Source organism: Legionella sp. PATHC039, assembly GCF_026191275.1.
Taxonomy (GTDB): Bacteria; Pseudomonadota; Gammaproteobacteria; order Legionellales; family Legionellaceae; genus Legionella; species Legionella pneumophila.
The window spans coordinates 736,282-757,385 of sequence record NZ_JAPHOP010000001.1; the positions used below are offsets into that span (position 1 = coordinate 736,282).

A 21,104-nucleotide genomic window follows, 5' to 3' on the forward strand; every position below is an offset into this window, starting at 1 on the left:
ATGAATAGAATTATATTGCTTGATAGAGATGGAGTAATTAACACTGACTCAGTCAATTATATCAAGAATGTTGATGAACTTATTATTATACCCGATAGCATTACTGCGATAGCTCGTTTAAGTGCTGCCAGATATAAAATCGGTGTTGCAACCAATCAATCTGGAGTTTCAAGAGGGCTATACTCTGAGGATGATTTATCTGCCATTCATTGTAAGTTGAGGGAGGTGCTTGCAGAAGCAGGGGGGCAAATTAACGCCTTAGAGTATTGTATCCATTTACCTGAAGACAACTGTTTTTGCCGAAAACCCCAGCCAGGAATGCTAAAGGCTCTGGCAGAAAAGTTAAATTGTTCGCTGGATAGCGTGCCTTTTGTCGGGGATAGAGTTTCAGATATACAAGCAGCATTGGCAGTTGGTGCCCAGCCTATTATTGTACTTTCTAATATGACTGATATGTCCGAGTTGGCACAATATCCTGAAGTACCAATTTATAATTCCCTGTTACAGTATGTCAATCAATTATTATTGCAAGAATGAATAGAATAAAAGCAGTTGGTTATGAAAATAATGAACTCAAAGAAAAAGCACAATTGTTAGCTTATCAATTGAATTTACAGTTAGATCAAAATGCTGATACCTGCCTTTTTGTTACTCCTGAAAAATTAACTTTAAAAATACGAAATTTTTCTCTTATGTTTGCTGATTTCAGCGTTATGACCTGGAGTAAAAGAAGAGGAGAGGGTAAAAGACAGGGTTTGATCAGGGCTTGCAAGCCAACAAAAGGCATTAAAATTTTGGACGCTACAGCAGGTTGGGGAAAAGATGCTGCTATTTTAGCAACTTTTGGTGCCGATGTGCTTATGTTGGAACGTCATCCGGTCATGGTTGCACTGCTTACCGATGCACTATCTCGTAGAAACGAAGCAGACATTCAAAAAATGTGTATGTCTTTGATTGCAAGTGACGCTATTTCATTCCTGCATAGTTTGCAAGAAAAGGATTATCCCGATATTATTTACATTGATCCCATGCACCCAGAACGAAACAAATCGGCTTTGGTTAAGAAAGAGATGCAAGTTTTGCAGCAATTAATTGGAACGGATCATGATGCAATGGAGTTAATCAAGTTGTCTTTATCTCATGTTAAGTCAAGAGTTGTAGTCAAGTGGCCGCAAAAGGTAAAACCATTACTCCCGCCAGATGCCTCAATTGATGGTAAGACCGTAAGGTTTGACATTTATATGCCTCAATTTTCTTCTAACTAACCAAACTCTTCCAGTTCTTCTCTTAACCGCTTTTCCTCCAATAGATCTTCTATTTTTCTACGTCTTTCCAATTTTGTTGAAGGGCTTGCCTCAGGTATAACAGGTTCAGCATCACTAAAATCATCCATTTCATTGTCAAATTCATCAAAGCGACGAGTACTCATAGCTTTCTCCTTAGCTAACCCGTTGAATTCCATATCTATTCTCAATGATACCAAAATACCTGGAATAGTTATACTGGCACTTTATTTTTAAATGCCTCCTCAAATAGCCTTATTGACACAGTTTATCCAAGGTAACCGGTCCGTTTTATGGATACTTCTAATAAGTGTCGGTACAGAGAATCTGTCATTTAAAATTCAAGTGTCTAGAATGGATAAAGTATCAGAAATTGATGGTTTGAGGTAGTGAAATTTTTTGAGCAAATTTCGGGGAGGATAATGAATTTGTTAAATTTGGATTAGACAATCCAAATTCAACTTATAAGTCAATTATTGGGGGTCATGCCATGTCGTTGTTCATCAACAGGTTGTGTTTGAGCTCGTTCTTCTTGCTGCTGTTTGGCGCGTAATGTGGCGATTTCCTGTTTGACGGCGACGGTGTTTACTGGAGCAGTTGATGTTTTGGGCGCTTTGATGTCCTCGTAATCTTTCGAGATTTTTGAGGCTCTTGACATAATATCCTGATATGTTTTCGGATGTTCTTTAAACAATTCGTCCGCCTTCATAGGTTTGCCGTTAACATTAATGGTGATCTTGTCAACAGGAAAGCCTGCTTCAATACAGGCGGCAAAAGCTTGCCTGCCCCTTTCCATCGCTACCTTTTCACTATTTGGAAAATTACAATTCATTTCAATAGAGTCATAACCTGAGGCTTTTATAGCCTGAGCAATGAGCATCATGTCTGTTTTGACATTTTGCCTTGGATCCTGATAGTAGAATGGGTTTATCATCGGCATCTGGATTGCAAAACTGCCATCCGGTTGTTGATGAATCTCTCTCCCTGTAATACTTTTAATGACAGGAATATCTTTGAGTTTGATTCCATTGAGATCAACTTTGTTTTCTGATATACCTACTTGAACTGTTGTAGATTCAGGAGGAAGCCCTTTTCTTTGGCGTTCTTTGGCATATAACTTTTCAAGCGTTTGACGCATTTCCTTATTGTTTTCATACAGATTGGCAAGAAACAGATACTCTGATGATTCACTCGCAGAGGCTTTATGCAGTTGGTTTAACGAGTCGCTTGTGGATTTATCGAATTCACCCAGTTGTTTTTTATGGGTTTCTTCCAATTCCTTAATCAAGTCTTCTGAAACTTTCTTAACTTCGTCATTATCCTTAAGACCTAGAGCTTTTTTAAAATCGGATACATAATTACCAGCTTGTCCTTCTTTCTGGGGATCCAATTTTTCTTTCAACATTTGTATTTCATGCGCTTGCTGTTCTATTATCGCTTTACGAGCATCATCAGTCAGTTCCTTCATGGTGCCAACAAGATCCTGGGCTCGGAATTTGCTTGGAATTAATTTGGTGAGCTCTTTAAATGTAGAAGTTGATTCTGTAAAATTTTTTTGTGCTGTTTTAAATTTTTCAGTTGGTGCCAAGACTGTTTTACTTAAGACATCCCGGATGTTTTCACCTTCGGCAGTATTGGCTTCCTTCAGTTTATCATGAAACAGCAATCCCCCGGGTAAGTTGGTTTTTGGAAAAGCCCGGAAATCATCTACTCTGGAGCTGACAAGCTTATCGAATGCGTCAGAACTAAAGTTTGAGTTTTCTGGCAAACCGATGTGATCTCTGTATTCTCTCTCTAGCCTTTTAAATTCTTCAGAAGTGTAGTTTTTTGCGCGGCTCTCTGATTTTAAATGTTTACCAATTAAAGGGATAGAATTATAAAAAGCCATATCAAATACCTCAATAAGGTTATCTAGATAAAGTATAACAGTTTTTTATTAAGTAAAAATTAAGCTAAATTATTAATAATTACCAGGCTGGTATTGCATCTTCTCCAAACAGTTTTTTTGCTTTCTCTTTTACTTCTTCTGAATTCAATGCCTTCACAAACAATTCCAGCTGTGTCCTTTTTTCAGTGTCACGGCGTATCACAATGATATTGGCATAAGGTGAATCCTTGCCTTCAGTAAACAAAGCATCTTTTGATGGGCTTAATCCCGCAGGCAAGGCAAACGTCGTGTTAATTACTGCGGCGTCAACATCAGGGAGTACTCTGGGTAATTGAGCGGCGTCTATCTCTTTGAATTTGAATTGTTTGGGGTTGCTTTCGATATCTTGAATACCGCTATTCGTTGTATTTTTAAGAGTAATCAAATGAGCTTTCTCCAATAATAAGAAGGCGCGCATCTCATTACTAGGGTCATTAGGGACTGCAATTATTCCATTTTCAGGTAATTCACTGAGTGTTTTATATTTCTTCGAATAAATACCCATTGGGTAAACGAAGGTTCTGCCGATTGCCTGCAAATCATAACCATGGGACAGTATAGCGGCTTTTAAATAAGGTAAATGTTGGTAAACATTAGCATCTAGACTGCCATCTTGTAGTGCTTCATTGGGCAAATTATAATCATTGAATTCAACAATTTTTATGTTGAGCCCATATTCTTTTTCAGCGACTTGTTTTGCTGTTTCAATGAGTTCTGTTTCAGGGCCTGCAATTGTACCTATGACCAGAGTATTGGGGGCTGGTTTACTGCTGCAAGCTACCAGGCTAATGATTAAAAACAAACAACTTAAAATTCTCATCGAACCTCCCAATTAATAATGTCTGCTACGTTTAGCTAAGTAGTCTCCAACCATTTGTATTAGTTGGACCAAAATGATTAATACAATTACAGTGGCTATCATAATGCCAGCGTTAAAGCGTTGATAACCATAATTAATTGCTAACGTACCTAATCCTCCGGCACCTACAGCTCCTGCCATGGCTGAATAATTAATCAGAGTTATCGCTGTCACTGTAATGGAATGGATTAATCCTGATTGTGCCTCAGGTAATATGATATGTAAAATAATTTGGCGTGTGTTAGCTCCCATAGAATACCCGGTTTCAATAAGACCAAGGGGTAGCGATTGGAGAATATTATCAACCAGCCTTGCAAAAAAAGGGGTCGCACCTACTGTTAATGGGACGATTGCGGCATTGATCCCTATGCTGGTACCAACAATTAGCCTAGTGAATGGAATAATTGCAACAAGTAAAATGATAAAAGGGATGGAACGGAAAATATTAATCAGAGCAGATAAAATTTTATTCAATTTAATGTTTGGTTTTATTCGAGATGATGAGTACAGTAATATACCTAAGGGCAAGCCAAGGAGTACTGCAAATAGAGTACTAAAAAACACCATATAAAGTGTTTCTCCTGTTGCGCTAAGTAAATCATAAACCATCTGGTAGGACATAGCCTAAAACCTCCACAGTAATACCAGCTTGTTCGCAACGATTGATAAACGCTTCAAGCAATAAAGGATTCGCTGTTAACTCAACAACCAAAACACCACAAGTCACTCCATCGAAACGATCAATATTTGCCAGTAGAATATTGATGTCCATGTTTAATTCTCTGCTGGTTTGGCTAATAAAAGGTACCGTTGCTTCCTCGCCCTGAAAAAATAATCTCACGAGAGGTTTTTCAGTAGCATAGTCTGCCAGCCTGCGAGTAAGGCAGGTTGGGAGTTCAGGGCTAATTTGTGCATAAAGCATTTTGCGAGCGAAACTCTCTGGCTTATTGAAAATATTAGATAAAGCAGTAGTTTCAACAATCTTGCCATCGACCATGACAGACAGTCTTTGGCATATACGTTTTACGACATCCATTTCGTGAGTAATCAAGACAATGGTAATTCCATACAATTCATTGATTTTTTTTAGTAGTGATAATATGGCGTCTGTAGTTGCAGGATCGAGGGCTGAAGTGGCTTCATCACATAATAGAACTTTGGGAGAACAACTTAGTGCTCGCGCAATTGCTACTCTTTGTTTTTGCCCACCACTAAGTTGTGAGGGGAAAGCATCTTTCTTATCTGTTAACTCGACAACAGGAAGCAGCTCTTCAATTTTCTGTTTGATCGACTCTTCGTCTATACCTTGAATTCTCATCGGAAGGGCTATGTTATCAAAAACAGTTTTTGAATTTAGCAAATTAAAGTGTTGGAAGATCATGGCAATTTTATGACGTGCCAAGGCTAAATCTTTTCTGGAAAGGCTCATCAGAGTCTGTCCATCAATAATGACTTCACCTTCGTCAGGTTTTTCCAATATATTGATGCAACGCAGTAATGTTGATTTTCCTGCCCCGCTTTTCCCTATAACTCCAAAAATTTCACCTTCCTGAATAAATAAATTAATATCGTTTAAGGCGAGTTTACCAGAGAAAGATTTTTTTAGCCCACATAATTCAATCATTACTATAACCTGGGAATATCGCTTGCGGGGCATAAAGTTGGGATTAGAAAGCAACCGCTTTAGCCGTATTTTCAAAAGATATCTGAAGCATTGAAAAACAATAATTCTTAATAAAAAGCAATAATTGCATTTTACCTCGATTTTAGAGTTTTCATGTTCTTAAACATGAGGAATAAATCTTTTGAGCGTCCGCAAGCTGTGTTTCAAATCGACGCTATGCACAAGTATACACAAACTGGCTTCATAAACAAAGAAAAATCTTAACTCTGTTGAGGTACCTCGATTTTTTTTTAATGATTATGGGTTGGCTTTTGGTTTATATAAAAAGAGGTAATTCGCATTAACCAGATACGCGTTGTCATTCGGTCTGAAAATAATTATTTTGGTTGAGGATTGACAAGATAAATTCTTATTGGCAACCTTAAGCCGGTTTTAATACAAGGAACATTATTCATGAAAAAGATTTTTTTAGCAGTTTTTACCTTGTGCTCATTCACAGCGCAGGCAGCAGTAGAATTAAAAACTTTTCAAAATATAGTAGATGCCATAGCTGAAGGAAAGCGAATCACTTTTGTAATTAACTTAAAAAAATGTACCTCGGAAATGCCATTGAATTCTGCAATAGTTTCAGTTACTCCGAATGCAGTTATGGTAGTCGGTGATAACCGTGTTACAGCCTCAGATAGGCATTTTACTCTTGATGATCCGGTAGCTCGCGGTACACCTATGTTTGATTACAGTAAATTTAATTTAGATTCTGAGGGTGATGCTTCAATTAAAACCACTGTGCTGAATGCAAGTAGTTATGAGCGATTAGGAAGTTATCAAATGAATTGTAAATTAGGGGATGGTTTTAAAGTATTCGGGTAAATGAGTTTTCCTCAAATTATGAGGATTATTAAATTTTTTTCATTCAAATAATATTTAAATAATAAGTATTGACATGAAAGGGCAACTCTTGCAGTTGCCCTTTCTATTGGTTGATACGAGATGAATTTTAATGTGAATTCGTGCTGGAAATAGCTATTTTCACGCAATTTTAGCCTTTCAATTCGTCCCTGTCTTTAAAATATTCTAATGCTTGTGGGTTTGCCAAAGACTGTAAGTTACTTACTGATTGACCATGAACAACTTGCCTGACAGCGAGCTCCACAACTTTCCCGCTAAGGGTTTTAGGAATGTCTGGGACTTGTAGTATTTTAGCTGGCACATGCCGTGGTGAGGCATTTTTTCTAATGGTTGTTTTAATGAGATTGATTAATTCATCGTCCAATTTTTTTCCCTCACGCAACTTAACGAATAAAACCACTCGTACATCATCCTGCCAATCTTGCCCAATGACTATGCTATCAACAACATCATCTACTTTTTCAACTTGCCTGTAAATTTCAGCTGTTCCTATACGCACTCCTCCCGGATTTAATATAGCGTCGGAACGTCCATGGATAATTAATCCATTGTGGGCAGTTATTTCAGCGAAATCGCCATGTGCCCACACCCCTGGGAAGCGCTCAAAATAAGCATGTTTATATGCTTGTCTATCCTTATCATTCCAAAAACAGACTGGCATGGAAGGGAAAGGTTTGGTGCAAACCAACTCACCACGTTTTTGTTTGATTGAATGGCCTTGCTCATCATACACTGCAACTTCCATACCTAATCCAATGCATTGCAATTCACCCCTATAAACCGGGAGAATAGGATTTCCCAATGCAAAACAAGAAATAATATCTGTTCCTCCTGAAATAGAACTTAATTGCAGATCTTTTTTAATATGTTCATAGACGAAATCATAGTTTTTAGGTAGAAGAGGGGAGCCGGTAGACAAGATGCAGCGCAACTCGGATAATTGAAATTCACTTTTTGGTTTTACCCCGGCTTTTTCAATAGCGGATATGAACTTGGCGCTAGTTCCAAATACAGTGACTTTTTCTTCATCTATCAGTCGAAACATTCTATTATCTGTGGGGTAGGTTGGAGAACCTTCATATAGAGTGATGGTAGCTCCTAATGCCAACGCAGAAACAGTCCAGTTCCACATCATCCAGCCACACGTTGTATAAAAACATAAATTGTCTGTGGATTTAATATCTGAATGAAGACCTAATTCTTTCAGATGCTGAATTAAAGTACCTCCCGCGCCATGAACGATACATTTAGGCTTACCCGTTGTTCCCGAAGAAAACAAAATATAAACTGGATGATCAAAAGGCAGAGAAATGAAATCACATTCTTTTTCCGGTTTTATAAAATCACTCCAATACGACGCGTTAGGCAGTTGTTCGAGATTAATTTCCTCATTAATATTCGGGCAAATTACTACCTGTCTTAGAGAAGTAATTGCAGCAGTAAGTTGTACGACCTTTTCAGAGCTGCTGTGTTTCTTACCTTGATATTGATGACCATCACAAATAAAGAGTACTTTAGGTTCAATTTGTCCTATCCTGTCAAGTGCAGCCTGGGTACCAAAGTCAGGTGAGCAGGATGACCAGATTGCCCCTAAAGAAGTTGTTGCCAGCATGGCAATGATTGTGTAAGAAGTATTAGGCATCACTGCCGCCACTCGGTCGCCAGTGGCGACACCAACTGCTTTAAGACCTGCAGCGCATTGGGCTACTTTTTCATATAATTCAGCGTAGCTAATGACACTTTTGCAGTCATTTTCATCAAGGCTTATTAGGGCAGGGTGATTATCTCTACGGGTTAATAATTTTTCAGCGAAATTGAAGCGAGCTCCTGAAAACCAGCGGGCTTCAATCATCTCAGAATAATAATTCAGAATTTGGTGTGGTGTTGTATCAAAGTTCAATTTAAAGAAAAGGCAAAGAGTTTCCCAGAATGATTCAGGATGCTTTACTGACCAGGTATGTAAGTCTTGATAATTTTCAAAAACCTGACAATGCCTTTTAGCGGCAAAATCCATAAATTGCCACATTCTTGTTTGTTCAGGGTTTTTAGGTGTCCATACTTTGTCGTTCATGAAAATTTCTCTCACAGTTCTGTTTTGAATGTTGGGTTTTACACTGGAAAATTTCATCAGTAATTTGTTTATAAGTATAGGCTAGCACAAAACTGGGCACTTCTCTTTAAGTTTCCGATTTTTAGTACTTATCAAAGTCAATAATGATGGAACTTCCTAATTACATGGATTGGCTAGCATGGCATTAGCTACTTTGGATTGGTTTTTTCGTCCTAATGCTTTGCAAATCATATCTCCGGCAGCAACAATTTTGAATATATCTATCCCTGTATCAATACCCAATCCATGCATCAAATAAAGTACATCTTCTGTTGCAACATTGCCACTGGCACCTCGAGCATATGGACAACCTCCAAGACCCGCAAGAGAGCTGTCAAAGCGGTTAACTCCATATTCAAGGGAGGCATAAATGTTTGCTACGGCTTGTCCATAAGTATCGTGGAAATGCATGGCTAATTGTGTGATTGGAAGTATGGGTAGTATGGCATCAAGAAGCAACTGAGTTTGCCTCGGAGTTCCCACGCCAATAGTATCTCCCAACGAAATTTCGTGTACGCCCAGATCAAGAAGCATTTTAGTGACACTAACAACCTGACTCGGTTGTATATATCCCTCATAGGGGCAGCCCAATACGCAGGAGATATAGCCTCTCACTCTAATTTGATTAGTTTTTGCTAATGCTAAAACAGGTTTAAAGCGTTCTATACTTTCTTTAATAGAACAATTAATATTGCGTTGATTGAATAATTCACTTGCTGCAGTGAATACTGCAATATTTTGTACTCCCATTTCCAAAGCTTTAAGCATTCCACGTTCGTTTGGAACCAGGGCAGAGTAGTTGATGGAGGGAGTCTTATTAATAGATTGAAATACTTCTTCATTGTCAGCTAGCTGTGGAATTGCTTTTGCAGAAACAAAACTGGTAACTTCTATCTCTTTCAGCCCTGTCTGACTGAGTAAATTGATTAATTCAATTTTTTTATCACTGGGGAGAAAAGATGGCTCATTTTGTAAGCCATCTCTAGGACCTACTTCGATTATTGTCACATGCTGAGGATAGTCCATAAATATTCTCTTAAGTATCCGATTCGCTAAGTGCTAACAGTTCTGCTCCCTCACTCACTTGGGAACCTACAGAATAAAAAATATCTGATAATATACCATCGATTGGAGCGTGAATGGTGTGTTCCATTTTCATTGCCTCAAGTACAATTAAGCTTTCACCGGCTTTTACCTGTTCACCAATATTTTTTAAAATAGCAACGACAGTGGCAGGCATTGGCGCGGTTAATTGGCCTTTATGGGCAGAAGTTTGAGCATCCAGTTTACTCCAGTAGAAGCGTTCGATTGAAAGTTGGCCTTTGTCAGTATAGAAGATCAAACGGTAATCTTTGTTTTCTACTCTAGCTTTCACTGATTTTTGATCAATTTCAATAATAAGCTGGTCAATGTCATATCTGGCATGGATGACCATTTCCTTGTTTTCAATTTTTACTTTAAATTTTTTATTATCTATAGGTGTAATCTGAGCTTCAATTATCGTGGAGCTCAATTGATAACGCCATACCCAATGGCTAGAAAGATGCATTTGCCAGCCAAATGCATCTTGCAATAAGGGATCCATAGTTCGATTAACCATGCCTAAATAATCACAACTTATGGCCAGGAGTATACCTAACTCATTATCTGGTTTAGGCAGATTTATGTTTTCTTTCTCTAAAAAATCAGTACTTAATTTTGCCTCTTTAAATTTTACATGTCGGCAAATGGCTCTTAGAAACGGTATATTTGTTTTTACCCCGCCAATGTCATAGTGAGACAGGCCACGCTCCAACCTCTGTAATGCTTCTTCACGATTGTGTCCCCAGGCAATTAGCTTGGCTATCATGGGATCATAATACCTTGTTATTTCTGAAGACAAAGTAACACCTGTATCAATGCGTATGCCATCGCCAGAGGGTTCTTTTAAGAATTGAAGTTGACCAATAGAGGGTATAAAACCCTGATAGGGATCTTCGGCGTAAATACGGCACTCGATTGCATGGCCTTGAGCTTGAATTTGATTTTGAAGCAAAGGTAATGTGTCATTCGCTGCAACTCTTATCTGCCAAGCGACAAGATCGAGTCCTGTAATCATTTCTGTGACAGGATGTTCTACTTGAAGTCTTGTATTCATTTCCATAAAGTAGAATTTATCTTCACCGTCTACCAAAAACTCTACTGTTCCAGCTCCTCTGTAGTTGATGGAGCGGGCTACTTCGCAGGCTGCTTCTGCCAGCCTTTGCCGAAGCATGGGCAATAAATTGGGAGCAGGGGCCTCTTCGATAATTTTTTGATGTCTGCGCTGAATTGAACAATCTCTCTCAAACAAATGTACAACATTTCCATGATTATCCGCCATGATCTGTACTTCAACATGACGAGGATTAAGAACTAATCGTTCAATTATCATAGTATCATCCGCAAAGGAGGCCATAGATTCTCTTTTGGCTCCTGCTAATGCATCATGAAACTCTTTTTCATCATGTACTGCTCGCATTCCTTTTCCACCACCACCATTAGCGGCCTTAATCAGTACTGGAAATCCAATTTTTTTAGCTTCGCTCAACAGTTTTTCTTCAGACTGTTCAACACCATGATAGCCAGGTGTAAGTGGTACTTTTGTTTTTTCAAGAAGTTGTTTAGCTAATTGTTTGGATGCCATCGCTTCCATCGCTTTAATGGAGGGACCGATGAAAACAATACCTGCTTGTTCACAGGCTTTGGCAAAATCAGGATTTTCAGATAAAAATCCATAGCCAGGATGGATGGCTTGTGCTCCACTTTCTTTAGCTGCCCCAATAATATGGTCAATATTCAGATAACTCTCTTTAGCTGGCGCTTCTCCAATATAATAAGCGCTATCAGCTAATCGCACATGAAGGCTGTTTCTATCTGCTGCTGAATAAACGGCAATAGCCTGAATACCCATAGAATGTGCTGTTTTAATGATTCGACAGGCTATTTCGCCTCGATTAGCAATTAATATTTTATTAAACATGTCCAGAACCTTTATTCCAGTTGGGTATTTCTTTATTGAGAAATGCTTTAAGCCCTTCTTGCCCCTCATCAGATACTCTTTTATGAGCAATCAGAGAAGCAGTGTAGCGAACCAGTTCTTCATCTATTTTTTTATTAGCGACGTATTGTGCCAGTTGTTTTGAGTTTTTAACCGCTTCTGGAGCATTATTACTGATTTGCGAGGCGTATTTGAGAGTAAACTCCAACAACGTATCATCAGGGACGCAGTGCTGAACTAAATTAAGAGAATATGCACGTGTGGCATCAAAAACTTCAGCGCTCATGAATAACATTTTTGCCGCTCGTTCACCTATTGCTCTAACTACATAGGGACTAATTACTGCTGGAATAAGACCTAATTTCACTTCAGAAAAACAAAAACGTGCTGAAGTAGATGCAATGGCGATATCACATGCTGCTGCCAATCCAGCTCCACCACCAAAAGCGGCACCTTGAACCATGGCGATAGTAGGTTTTGGGCTTTGACTGAGGCTATACATTAAATTACCTAATACCAGACTGTCTTCCAGGTTTTCTTCTTCAGTAAAGTTAGCCATGCTTTGCATCCAGGTCAAATCAGCACCAGCTGAAAAATGCTTTCCATTCGCTTTAAGTACTATGACGCGAACGTTAGTATCATTTATTGCGGAGTCAAGTCGTATTCTCATTTCAGTCAGCAGTTGATTATCGAACGCATTATGCTTGCTAATTCGATTCATAGTAAGTAAACCTACTTTATCTTGAATTTCATATAATAAATCACTCATGCCTATTGTTCCTTTCCTTTTACATGCGAAATACACCGAAACGAGTATCCTCAATCGGTGCGTTTAAGGCTGCAGATAATCCAAGTCCGAGTATTTTGCGTGTATCCTGAGGCGCGATGACCCCATCATCCCAAAGCCTGGCACTGGCATAGTAAGGATTTCCCTGAGTTTCATACTGACTTCTCATTTGAGTTTTAAATTGTTCTTCTTCTTCGAGTGACCATTCTTTTCCTTGCTTTGCATATTTCTCTCTGGTGATTTGCGCGAGAACATTCGCTGCTTGTTCACCGCCCATAACTGAGATGCGTGCATTAGGCCAGGCCCATAGGAAACGAGGAGCATATGCCCGGCCACACATGGCATAATTACCTGCTCCAAAACTTCCACCAACAATGATGGTAAATTTGGGTACATTAGCATTGGCAACTGCTGTCACCATTTTGGCTCCATGTTTTGCAATACCTGATGCTTCGTATTTGGAGCCCACCATAAATCCTGTAATATTTTGCAGGAATACAAGTGGTATTTTACGTTGACAGCACAGCTCTATGAAATGGCTGCCCTTTTGCGCACTTTCACTAAAAAGTATGCCATTATTAGCAATAATCCCTATAGGATATCCATATAGGCGAGCAAAACCGCAAACCAGGGTTGTTCCAAAAAGTGCTTTGAATTCATCAAACTCTGAACCATCTACCACTCGAGCAATAATTTCTCTTATATCAAAAGGCTTTCTAGGGTCAGTGGGAATTATTCCGGTAAGATCTTCGCTATCATAAAGAGGAGGAACTGTATCCACTCTATGAATGGAATCTGGTTTTTTACGATTTAAATTGCTAATGGCGACTCGCGCTAAATAAAGCGCGTGAGCGTCATTTTCCGCATAATGATCAGATACTCCTGAGTGGCGACAGTGAACTTCGGCTCCTCCTAATTCTTCCGCACTGATTACTTCTCCTGTTGCTGCTTTAACGAGAGGAGGGCCTCCAAGGAATATGGTTGCCTGATTCTTGACCATAATAGATTCATCAGCCATGGCTGGTACATAGGCTCCTCCCGCCGTACAAGATCCCATAACCACGGCTATTTGAGGAATATTTAATGCTGACATTTGCGCTTGATTATAAAAAACACGTCCAAAATGTTCTTTATCGGCAAAGACCTGATCTTGAAGCGGTAGAAAGGCACCTCCTGAATCCACCAGATAGATGCATGGAAGATGGTTTATCAATGCAATTTCTTGTGCCCTTAAGTGTTTTTTTACGGTCAGAGGATAATATGTTCCACCTTTAACAGTGGCATCGTTGACCACAATCACACATTCGTTTCCTGCCACTCTTCCAATGCCAGTGATTATTCCTGCAGCGGGTATTGTGTCTTCATAGACTTGGTAGGCAGCAAGTTGAGATAGCTCAAGAAAAGGACTACCTGGATCCAGCAACTGGTGTAAGCGTTCTCTCGGAAGTAGTTTGCCTTGTTGTTGATGTTTGGTACGTGCTTTTTCATCTCCACCCAGAGAGATTTGATGTATTTTTTCTCTTAAATCAGTAACCAATGCTTGCATATTCGCCTGATTATTTTTGAATTCCTGACTGCTGGTATTGATTTGAGTAGTTAACTTAGCCATTTTTTATCCTTACCGAATCAAAATATCACTCAAGACTATGATGGTCCATATTATCCAGACAATCGCAATAAAATGGGGCATGTCTTTTCCTTTGAGTGCCCGGTAAATTAGCGCTGGGATTCCTGCGATGATTATGGGTAATAACATAAGGACTAGAATTTTCCTGATAATCAGTCCCCAACCTGTTTGGCTGAATATAGGTGTTAATTTTAAATTAACGTAAGTGAAAAACATATCGATGTAAACTACGATAAGATGGGCATATTTTGCAAATACGACAATAAGAATACTTAGTAGAAGGTAAATGAGACTATGTCTTAGCATGTACATCCTTTATTATTGTTATAACCAAGTTGGTTTTGATAGGTAAAACATTATCTGGTCGCAAATAAAAATAGCAACCAGTTTTAATATAAAAACCTGGGTAAAAATAAAGGTTTTACCCAGGTCATCTTTAACCGTTAAATTAGCTCAATTGCCATAGCTGTTGCTTCACCACCGCCTATACATAAAGAAGCTATTCCGCGTTTTTTACCCTGGTGTTTTAGCGCATGCATTAAAGTAACCAGAATGCGAGCTCCCGAAGCACCAATGGGATGCCCTAAAGCGCATGCCCCGCCATGTATATTGACTTGTTCCGGGTTCAATTCAAGCTGAGTAATTGCTGCCATCGCTACTACTGCAAACGCTTCATTAATCTCAAAAAGATCCACATCATCTTGTTTCCATGACGCTTTGTTCATTACCTTACGGATTGCATCAACAGGAGCGGTTGTGAACCATTGTGGGGCTTGGGAATGGCTGGCATGTGCTATGATTTTTGCCAAGGGCTTAATGCCACGTTTTTCTGCGTTTGAGGCACTCATTAAAATTAAACTGGCCGCGCCATCTGAAATAGAACTTGAATTGGCTGCTGTGACTGTACCATCTGCTTGAAAGGCTGGTTTTAACTGAGGTATTTTGGCAAGTTTGGCTGTCTCAGGCCCTTCATCGACGTCAACCGTGATATCTCCTTTGCGGGTAGTTAAGGTGACAGGCGCGATTTCTTCTCGAAAGGCACCATTCTCTATTGCTTTTAGCGCTTTGGTCATTGAGCGTAAGGCATATTCGTCTTGTTGTTCTCTGCTGAAATTAAAGTGTTTTGCAGTTGTTTCAGCGAAACACCCCATTAATTGTCCTTTATCATAGGCATCTTCTAATCCATCAAGGAACATATGATCTTTCAGTTCACCATGACCCAGTCTATATCCTGCTCGTGCTTTGGATAATAAATAGGGGGCATTGCTCATACTTTCCATACCGCTAGCCAAAATTACATTAGCTGTACCTGCCTTAATTAAATCATGCGCAAGCATCACAGCCTTCATGCCCGAACCACACATTTTATTAATGGTCGTGGCTCCTGTCGAATTAGGTATGCCTGCTTTTATTGCTGCCTGTCTGGCAGGAGCTTGACCAATACCAGCTTGTAATACACAACCACTGATCACTTCATCGATTTCTGCCGGAGCAATACCTGATTGAGACAACGCTGCCATATGCGCTACTGCCCCTAACTCTGGGGAGGAAAGTGCAGATAAATTGCCTAGCATAGCTCCCATTGGTGTTCTTTTTGCTGCGACTATCACGACATCATTATGTTCCATTGTCTCATTCCTTATGCTGTTTCTTTAAAAAGTTCACGACCAATTAGCATTCTTCTTATTTCAGAAGTGCCTGCCCCAATTTCATACAACTTCGCATCCCTTAATAAACGTCCTGTAGGATATTCATTAATATAACCATTTCCTCCAAGAATCTGTATTGACTGTAAAGCCATTTGTGTTGCTTTTTCTGCAGTATATAAAATAACTCCTGCAGCATCTTTACGACTAACCCTACCGTTGTCACAAGCCTTGGCAACGGCATACAGATAAGCTCTGCAAGCATTCAAATCAGTGTACATATCAGCAAGTTTGCCTTGAATAAATTGAAACTCACCTATCGCCTGATTAAATTGCTTGCGTTCATGGACATAGGGTAATACAACATCCATACAAGCTTGCATAATTCCAACTGGTCCGGCAGCAAGGATTGTGCGTTCATAATCCAAGCCGCTCATTAATACCTTGACCCCTTGATTTACTGTTCCCAGAACATTTTCAGAAGGCACTTCACATTGATCAAATACCAATTCACATGTGTTTGACCCACGCATACCAAGCTTGTCTAGTTTTTGTGCTGTTTTAAATCCGGACATTCCTTTTTCGATAATAAAGGCAGTAATCCCTTTGCTTCCAGCCTGCTTGTCTGTTTTAGCATAGACAACCAAAACATTCGCGTCAGGACCATTGGTTATCCACATTTTTGTGCCGTCAAGAATATATTTGTCTCCAGCAGTACGGGCTTGTAATTGCATACTGACTACATCGGACCCTGAGTTGGACTCACTCATTGCCAAAGCACCAATATATTCACCGCTTATAAGTTTAGGCAAATATTTTTGCTTTTGCTCATTATTTCCGTTTAAAAAGATTTGATTGACACACAAATTAGAGTGCGCGCCATAACTTAAACCAACTGATGCAGAGGCTCTGGAAATTTCTTCCATTGCTATGGCATGCGCGAGGTATCCCATATTGGCACCACCATATTCTTCACTTACTGTGATGCCAAGTAATCCCATTTCTCCCAGTTTTCTCCAGAGATGGTTAGGAAAAGTATTTTTCTCATCGATTTGTGCAGCTAAAGGAGCTATTTCAGTTTGGGCAAATTGGTTGACGCTGTCTCGTAACATGTCATACGTTTCGCCCAGTTGAAAGTCTAAGCCTGTGTACATGAGTGACATCCTGTTATGTTGATAAATACGCTAGACTATACCCAAATGAAGCGTACTTGTCACCTTCCTGTTTATTTCCAAGACAATCTTTTTAACCCACTGATACATTTGATAATATACGGATGTCTTATTGCGAAAAATTGAAAGAATTTGAATGGTAAATATTCATTTGTTCAATCGCAAGGTGGCTTTTCTCTCCAAACTTTTTAAATTTTTGTCTTAAAAACACCTTTAGCCCGGCCAGTGGTTAAAATGATTCTTTACCTGGGTAAAAAAATCACCTAATCTTTAGCCATAGTGTAATCCAAATGGATTTAGAAGAGGAGTATTTCTAATGAGAAAACTGGTATTATGGGGGCATGGAATTGAAGACTATCGTGAGATGTTTGATTTACCCCAGGGAGTAGAGAATTTACGACTATTAGAATACGGTTGCGGTCCTAGCGCTGTTAATTACCAGCAAACTCAAGTGAAAAAAAAAGGAGTAGTGAGTTGTGACCCTTTATTCGTATTGGATAAAGATACGCTGCTTGCCAAAGCAAAAATGATTTTTGCGAATATGGCTGAAGAGGTTAGGCAGCATCAGGATCAATTTGACTTTAGCCGTAATGGTAGTTTGGACAAATTGCTTCAGGAAAGACAAGAAGGAATGAAGCAGTTTTTTGCGGATTATGAACAAGGCAAGGCTGATGGAAGGTACCTCGGGCTTACCGATTATCATTTACCGTTTGCCGATTTTACCTTTGATTTTGCTCTGAGTTCTCATTATTTTTTTGCAGATCTTGACGATCAAACGGTTGATTTTCACCTGATTGCAATTCGTGAATTAGCAAGGGTAGCTAAAGAAGTAAGAATTTTTCCATTGATTGATAGAGAAGGTAACACTTCACAATTTCTAGGGCCGGTTTTATTAGGCTTGCAACAGGAGAACTATGGAGTGGAGGTTAGGGAGGCTGCTTTTCATTTGCATAAATCAGGTAATGCAATGCTCAGAGTTTGGGCGCAACAATGTGTTGTTTAATTGAGACTTTTTTAAAGTAAGTGACAGGTATACAGGGAGGAAAAAATGGCAGTATCAAACAAGAAAAACAGTGAGTTTACACCTTCCTTAAGATCTCACATGATTGCTGCGTTATTAAGTGTGGGAGCAGCTGCAATTATCTTATGGTTGGCCTCGGGGATGACATTAGCTGCTGTTATCGTTGACTCCTTCAGTTTGGGTTTTTACATAGGGTTTATGCTCCTTATGAGCGCCGCCCCGGCTGTGTTGACTTCACCAGTTATTTTACCTGGTTTACTGCTTGTTGTATCAGGGTTGTTTCTTGGAGGGGTTGCTGCAACGTTTGCACATCGGTTAAAAAATAATCCCAGTTTGCCACAAAACAATAATGGAAATGGTCTGATCAATGAATTAACAAAAGATAAATCTGAGTTGCTGATTAGCCATGATGATTTACGGTGTCAATCCAACTCTTTGGAAGGTGGAAACACTTTATCACAACAGAATGAGGATAATGTTCCCGGGAAAAAATTTGGTTTCATGAAATTTTGGGGGAGCTTGGGTTTGACTTCGTTTGCTAGTTCAGGAGCGACTGCTTTATTGGGTTGGTTTGCTACAGATTTTGTAGTTTCTCTCTCTATAATTCCTGTGTTTTTGCTAGGAATGACTCTAGCCATCGTTTTAGTTCCATTGTCAATTGGATTATCCGGGATTTTTGCGTTACCTGCGGCTACTGCGCTTATGTTTGCATTGGGAGGCTTTGCTACAGGAGTGTTTGCTGCTACCCTGGCTGCATATGTTATATCTGATAATCAGGTGCAAGATCATCCTGTTGAGCCAATAATCGGAAGCTCGATGGAGAAGCAATGCGAAGATCAGGGTTCTCATCAAAAAATTCTAAATGGATTAAAAAAAGATAAATTGAGTGCTAATGAAGAAGTGACTAATTCTGATTTAAACGATCAAAAATCAAGAGGCCCAAAAATATCAAAGAGTGATACTGGTGTTAAGGAAGAACATATTAATACAGCAGAGGAATACAGTTTTTGTGGTTTAAGATTCTAACTTTATTATGATTGAACCAATGATTAATAGAGACGCGCCTATGATTTTCCCTTTTAGACAGGGAGAATAGCCTATCAGCAGAATAATCTCGTTTATGTAACAGGACTATTTGCAATCGTAATGAGCAAGTCATTTCGCTATTTATCTGGGCAGATGCATAAAAAATTATTTGAATTAATTTTATTTCGCTTCCTATTAATCGTCACTACGAAAGTCACCGCGAAAAATGTTATCATACCTCAATTGTTCTTTATTAATGTTTCTCCCTGCTTTAGGAGTAATTTTATGTATTCACTGCTGCGCCCTTTACTTTTCAGATTGGATGCAGAAAAAGCCCATTCATTAACATTATCCTTGTTGCATTACCTCCCTGATTTTTATTTTCGGAAAATGGCCGGCCAACCTGTTCATGCTATGGGTCTTGTATTCCCTCATCAAGTTGGACTGGCTGCTGGTTTAGATAAAAATGGCGAACATTTGGATGCATTAGCCAAATTGGGATTTTCATTCATTGAATTAGGGACAGTAACACCTAGGGGGCAAGCAGGTAATCCCAAACCAAGGCTTTTTCGTATTGCAGAGGCAAATGCGATTATCAACAGGATGGGTTTTAACAATTCGGGAGTTGATGTACTGGTAGAAAATGTAAAAAGTGCAAATTATAAAGGAATATTAGGGATAAATATTGGAAAAAATAAAGAAACTAATTTAAATCAAGCTGCAGAGGACTATCTTTATTGCTTCCGTAAAGTATATGCTCATGCTTCCTATGTCACTATCAATATTTCCTCTCCCAATACCCCTGATTTACGCCAGTTACAACAAGGAGATTATTTTGCTGAATTACTCACCCAGTTACAAAAAGAACAGATAAAATTAGCAGATCAATATGGACGCCATGTGCCTTTAGTGGTGAAAGTATCTCCGGATGAAACAGATGAAACACTAAAACAAATGACAGATATCATTTTACAGTATGGAATCGAGGGTATTATTGCAACGAATACCACCTGTTCTCGGGAAATGGTAAAAAATTTGCCTTGTTCTGAAGAACAGGGCGGATTAAGTGGTAGGCCACTGATGGAGTTATCTACTCGCTGCTTGCGCTTGTTGAAACAATATGTTGGTAATGATGTGACATTGATAGGAGTGGGTGGTATTGACAGTTTGGAGAGTGCCAAAGACAAGATCAATGCAGGAGCTTCGTTATTACAAGTATACAGTGGTTTAGTTTATAAGGGACCGGAGTTGATTCACGATATTGTTTCAGGTTTAAATGCTATCTGATCCTGGTGGTGAGGAAATCGATGTATATTACTAAGGAATTGGCTGTTCGCATGGAAGGGTGTATCAAGCAGAGTCACATTGAGGTGACAAAGCGGTACTCACAAGGAAAAATTCTGGAAATCAACGGCGGAGCAGCTTGTTTTTCTGGTTTTGAGTCATTTCTATCCCAGGTAGTAGGCTGGGGATTTAAAACAGAGCCTAACCAATATAAAGCTGAAATAGAAGCTATAGAAAATTTTTATAAATCGTTAGGCCATAATCGTGTCGATATTGAGTTATGTCCTTTTGTGGGAAATCATTTAATTAATTTTTTAAGCCAAAGAGGTTACTACATAACTGAGTTAAATAATGTTTCAGTTCTTGATTTAAAGAGTTACCATCTGGTTGCTCACTCCAAGGATGATGGGTTTATTATAAGAGAAGTGAAGCAGTCTGAATTGGAAGAGTGGGCAAAAAGAGTAGCTATTGGATTTGGTTTTCTTGAGGCTCAGGAACAATTTTACCAATATGCCAGTGCAAAAGGAGTTTTAGCATTTGCAGCATATGATCATGGTAATTTGGTTGCTGGCGCCACAATAGCAATTCATGGTGATGCTTGTGATTTGGGCGTTACCAGCACATTACCTCTTTATCGAGGGAAAGGCCTTCAGAAAAAATTATTGTTTGCTCGTCTGAATCTGGCCAAGCAGTATGGTTTGGAATTCGCCACCGTAACTACTCAACCAGGTACAGTTTCAGATTTGAACGTTCAAAAGGCTGGATTTCGTTGTGCCTACACCAGAATAAAACTAACTATGGAATAGGTGG

General features: G+C 39.2%; 20 protein-coding genes. 7 read left to right on the forward strand and 13 right to left on the reverse strand.

Annotated features, from left to right (window positions below):
- Both gmhB and OQI99_RS03395 read left to right on the forward strand, forming a co-directional pair.
- On the forward strand, window positions 1-537 hold the full coding sequence (gmhB, locus tag OQI99_RS03390) for a D-glycero-beta-D-manno-heptose 1,7-bisphosphate 7-phosphatase (protein WP_061512524.1): 537 nt from the start codon (window positions 1-3) through the stop codon (window positions 535-537).
- Window positions 534-1,265: a class I SAM-dependent methyltransferase gene (locus OQI99_RS03395; RefSeq protein ID WP_061512525.1), complete on the forward strand. Its 732-nt coding sequence runs from the start codon at window positions 534-536 to the stop codon at window positions 1,263-1,265. Before gmhB ends, OQI99_RS03395 begins: the two co-directional genes overlap by 4 nt.
- Here the strand turns inward: OQI99_RS03395 and OQI99_RS03400 are convergent.
- The 5 genes from OQI99_RS03400 to OQI99_RS03420 form a co-directional block, all read right to left on the reverse strand.
- Window positions 1,262-1,429 carry a PA3496 family putative envelope integrity protein gene (locus OQI99_RS03400; RefSeq protein ID WP_195911903.1) on the reverse strand — a complete coding sequence of 56 codons (168 nt, stop codon included), beginning with the start codon at window positions 1,427-1,429 and terminating at the stop codon, window positions 1,262-1,264. The genes OQI99_RS03395 and OQI99_RS03400 overlap by 4 nt on opposite strands.
- Before the next feature lie 323 nt (window positions 1,430-1,752).
- Window positions 1,753-3,171, reverse strand: a complete 1,419-nt coding sequence (ceg25, locus tag OQI99_RS03405) for a Dot/Icm T4SS effector Ceg25 (protein WP_061512526.1) — start codon at window positions 3,169-3,171, stop codon at window positions 1,753-1,755.
- Window positions 3,172-3,250: 79 nt separating this feature from the next.
- Window positions 3,251-4,030, reverse strand: coding sequence for a MetQ/NlpA family ABC transporter substrate-binding protein (locus OQI99_RS03410; protein ID WP_061512527.1), 780 nt, complete (start codon window positions 4,028-4,030; stop codon window positions 3,251-3,253).
- A gap of 12 nt (window positions 4,031-4,042) precedes the next feature.
- The gene (locus OQI99_RS03415; RefSeq protein ID WP_061512528.1) at window positions 4,043-4,690 is read right to left on the reverse strand and encodes a methionine ABC transporter permease; all 648 of its coding nucleotides are present in this window, start codon (window positions 4,688-4,690) and stop codon (window positions 4,043-4,045) included.
- On the reverse strand, window positions 4,668-5,693 hold the full coding sequence (locus OQI99_RS03420; protein ID WP_061512529.1) for a methionine ABC transporter ATP-binding protein: 1,026 nt from the start codon (window positions 5,691-5,693) through the stop codon (window positions 4,668-4,670). The genes OQI99_RS03415 and OQI99_RS03420 overlap by 23 nt, the downstream gene beginning before the upstream one ends.
- Window positions 5,694-6,146: 453 nt before the next feature.
- Between OQI99_RS03420 and OQI99_RS03425 the strand changes: the two genes are divergently transcribed.
- Window positions 6,147-6,563: a VirK family protein gene (locus OQI99_RS03425; protein ID WP_061512530.1), complete on the forward strand. Its 417-nt coding sequence runs from the start codon at window positions 6,147-6,149 to the stop codon at window positions 6,561-6,563.
- A 169-nt stretch (window positions 6,564-6,732) separates the two neighbouring features.
- On the opposite strand, the gene OQI99_RS03430 is transcribed toward OQI99_RS03425, so the two are convergent.
- From OQI99_RS03430 to OQI99_RS03465, 8 genes are all read right to left on the reverse strand, one after another.
- Complete coding sequence (locus tag OQI99_RS03430) at window positions 6,733-8,673, reverse strand: acetoacetate--CoA ligase (RefSeq protein ID WP_061512667.1); 1,941 nt, start codon at window positions 8,671-8,673, stop codon at window positions 6,733-6,735.
- A 156-nt stretch (window positions 8,674-8,829) separates the two neighbouring features.
- The gene (locus tag OQI99_RS03435) at window positions 8,830-9,738 is read right to left on the reverse strand and encodes a hydroxymethylglutaryl-CoA lyase (protein WP_061512531.1); all 909 of its coding nucleotides are present in this window, start codon (window positions 9,736-9,738) and stop codon (window positions 8,830-8,832) included.
- 10 nt (window positions 9,739-9,748) lie between these two features.
- Entirely contained in the window at window positions 9,749-11,713 is a 1,965-nt protein-coding gene (locus OQI99_RS03440) for an acetyl/propionyl/methylcrotonyl-CoA carboxylase subunit alpha (RefSeq protein ID WP_061512532.1), read from the reverse strand.
- Complete coding sequence (locus OQI99_RS03445; protein ID WP_031285504.1) at window positions 11,706-12,500, reverse strand: enoyl-CoA hydratase-related protein; 795 nt, start codon at window positions 12,498-12,500, stop codon at window positions 11,706-11,708. Before OQI99_RS03445 ends, OQI99_RS03440 begins: the two co-directional genes overlap by 8 nt.
- Window positions 12,501-12,519: 19 nt before the next feature.
- Window positions 12,520-14,127, reverse strand: coding sequence for a carboxyl transferase domain-containing protein (locus OQI99_RS03450; RefSeq protein WP_011214082.1), 1,608 nt, complete (start codon window positions 14,125-14,127; stop codon window positions 12,520-12,522).
- A gap of 9 nt (window positions 14,128-14,136) precedes the next feature.
- The gene (locus tag OQI99_RS03455) at window positions 14,137-14,451 is read right to left on the reverse strand and encodes a hypothetical protein (protein ID WP_011946750.1); all 315 of its coding nucleotides are present in this window, start codon (window positions 14,449-14,451) and stop codon (window positions 14,137-14,139) included.
- Between the two features lie 137 nt (window positions 14,452-14,588).
- The gene (locus OQI99_RS03460) at window positions 14,589-15,773 is read right to left on the reverse strand and encodes an acetyl-CoA C-acyltransferase (RefSeq protein WP_010947551.1); all 1,185 of its coding nucleotides are present in this window, start codon (window positions 15,771-15,773) and stop codon (window positions 14,589-14,591) included.
- An 11-nt stretch (window positions 15,774-15,784) separates the two neighbouring features.
- Window positions 15,785-16,945, reverse strand: coding sequence for an isovaleryl-CoA dehydrogenase (locus tag OQI99_RS03465; RefSeq protein ID WP_197715628.1), 1,161 nt, complete (start codon window positions 16,943-16,945; stop codon window positions 15,785-15,787).
- Between the two features lie 334 nt (window positions 16,946-17,279).
- On the opposite strand from OQI99_RS03465, the gene OQI99_RS03470 reads away from it, so the two are divergent.
- The 4 genes from OQI99_RS03470 (at window position 17,280) to OQI99_RS03485 (ending at window position 21,100) form a co-directional block, all read left to right on the forward strand.
- The gene (locus tag OQI99_RS03470; protein WP_011214081.1) at window positions 17,280-17,966 is read left to right on the forward strand and encodes a hypothetical protein; all 687 of its coding nucleotides are present in this window, start codon (window positions 17,280-17,282) and stop codon (window positions 17,964-17,966) included.
- Between the two features lie 45 nt (window positions 17,967-18,011).
- A complete protein-coding gene (locus OQI99_RS03475) occupies window positions 18,012-19,010 on the forward strand; it encodes a hypothetical protein (protein WP_021437077.1) in 999 nt (332 codons plus the stop codon).
- Between the two features lie 285 nt (window positions 19,011-19,295).
- Window positions 19,296-20,297, forward strand: coding sequence for a quinone-dependent dihydroorotate dehydrogenase (locus OQI99_RS03480; RefSeq protein WP_021437076.1), 1,002 nt, complete (start codon window positions 19,296-19,298; stop codon window positions 20,295-20,297).
- A gap of 20 nt (window positions 20,298-20,317) precedes the next feature.
- Window positions 20,318-21,100, forward strand: a complete 783-nt coding sequence (locus OQI99_RS03485) for a GNAT family N-acetyltransferase (RefSeq protein ID WP_061512533.1) — start codon at window positions 20,318-20,320, stop codon at window positions 21,098-21,100.
- Window positions 21,101-21,104: the final 4 nt, after the last annotated feature.

Excerpts from the sequence above, each read along its gene's own strand:
- OQI99_RS03465 (WP_197715628.1), bottom strand. The coding sequence starts at position 16,945 with ATGTACACAGGCTTAGACTTTCAACTGGGCGAAACGTATGACATGTTA.
- OQI99_RS03445 (WP_031285504.1), bottom strand. The coding sequence starts at position 12,500 with ATGAGTGATTTATTATATGAAATTCAAGATAAAGTAGGTTTACTTACT.
- ceg25 (WP_061512526.1), bottom strand. The coding sequence starts at position 3,171 with ATGGCTTTTTATAATTCTATCCCTTTAATTGGTAAACATTTAAAATCA.
- OQI99_RS03460 (WP_010947551.1), bottom strand. The coding sequence starts at position 15,773 with ATGGAACATAATGATGTCGTGATAGTCGCAGCAAAAAGAACACCAATG.
- OQI99_RS03415 (WP_061512528.1), bottom strand. The coding sequence starts at position 4,690 with ATGTCCTACCAGATGGTTTATGATTTACTTAGCGCAACAGGAGAAACA.
- OQI99_RS03430 (WP_061512667.1), bottom strand. The coding sequence starts at position 8,673 with ATGAACGACAAAGTATGGACACCTAAAAACCCTGAACAAACAAGAATG.
- OQI99_RS03400 (WP_195911903.1), bottom strand. The coding sequence starts at position 1,429 with ATGAGTACTCGTCGCTTTGATGAATTTGACAATGAAATGGATGATTTT.
- OQI99_RS03425 (WP_061512530.1), top strand. The coding sequence starts at position 6,147 with ATGAAAAAGATTTTTTTAGCAGTTTTTACCTTGTGCTCATTCACAGCG.
- OQI99_RS03450 (WP_011214082.1), bottom strand. The coding sequence starts at position 14,127 with ATGGCTAAGTTAACTACTCAAATCAATACCAGCAGTCAGGAATTCAAA.
- OQI99_RS03470 (WP_011214081.1), top strand. The coding sequence starts at position 17,280 with ATGAGAAAACTGGTATTATGGGGGCATGGAATTGAAGACTATCGTGAG.
- gmhB (WP_061512524.1), top strand. The coding sequence starts at position 1 with ATGAATAGAATTATATTGCTTGATAGAGATGGAGTAATTAACACTGAC.
- OQI99_RS03395 (WP_061512525.1), top strand. The coding sequence starts at position 534 with ATGAATAGAATAAAAGCAGTTGGTTATGAAAATAATGAACTCAAAGAA.
- OQI99_RS03440 (WP_061512532.1), bottom strand. The coding sequence starts at position 11,713 with ATGTTTAATAAAATATTAATTGCTAATCGAGGCGAAATAGCCTGTCGA.
- OQI99_RS03480 (WP_021437076.1), top strand. The coding sequence starts at position 19,296 with ATGTATTCACTGCTGCGCCCTTTACTTTTCAGATTGGATGCAGAAAAA.
- OQI99_RS03435 (WP_061512531.1), bottom strand. The coding sequence starts at position 9,738 with ATGGACTATCCTCAGCATGTGACAATAATCGAAGTAGGTCCTAGAGAT.
- OQI99_RS03455 (WP_011946750.1), bottom strand. The coding sequence starts at position 14,451 with ATGCTAAGACATAGTCTCATTTACCTTCTACTAAGTATTCTTATTGTC.
- OQI99_RS03410 (WP_061512527.1), bottom strand. The coding sequence starts at position 4,030 with ATGAGAATTTTAAGTTGTTTGTTTTTAATCATTAGCCTGGTAGCTTGC.
- OQI99_RS03485 (WP_061512533.1), top strand. The coding sequence starts at position 20,318 with ATGTATATTACTAAGGAATTGGCTGTTCGCATGGAAGGGTGTATCAAG.
- OQI99_RS03475 (WP_021437077.1), top strand. The coding sequence starts at position 18,012 with ATGGCAGTATCAAACAAGAAAAACAGTGAGTTTACACCTTCCTTAAGA.
- OQI99_RS03420 (WP_061512529.1), bottom strand. The coding sequence starts at position 5,693 with ATGATTGAATTATGTGGGCTAAAAAAATCTTTCTCTGGTAAACTCGCC.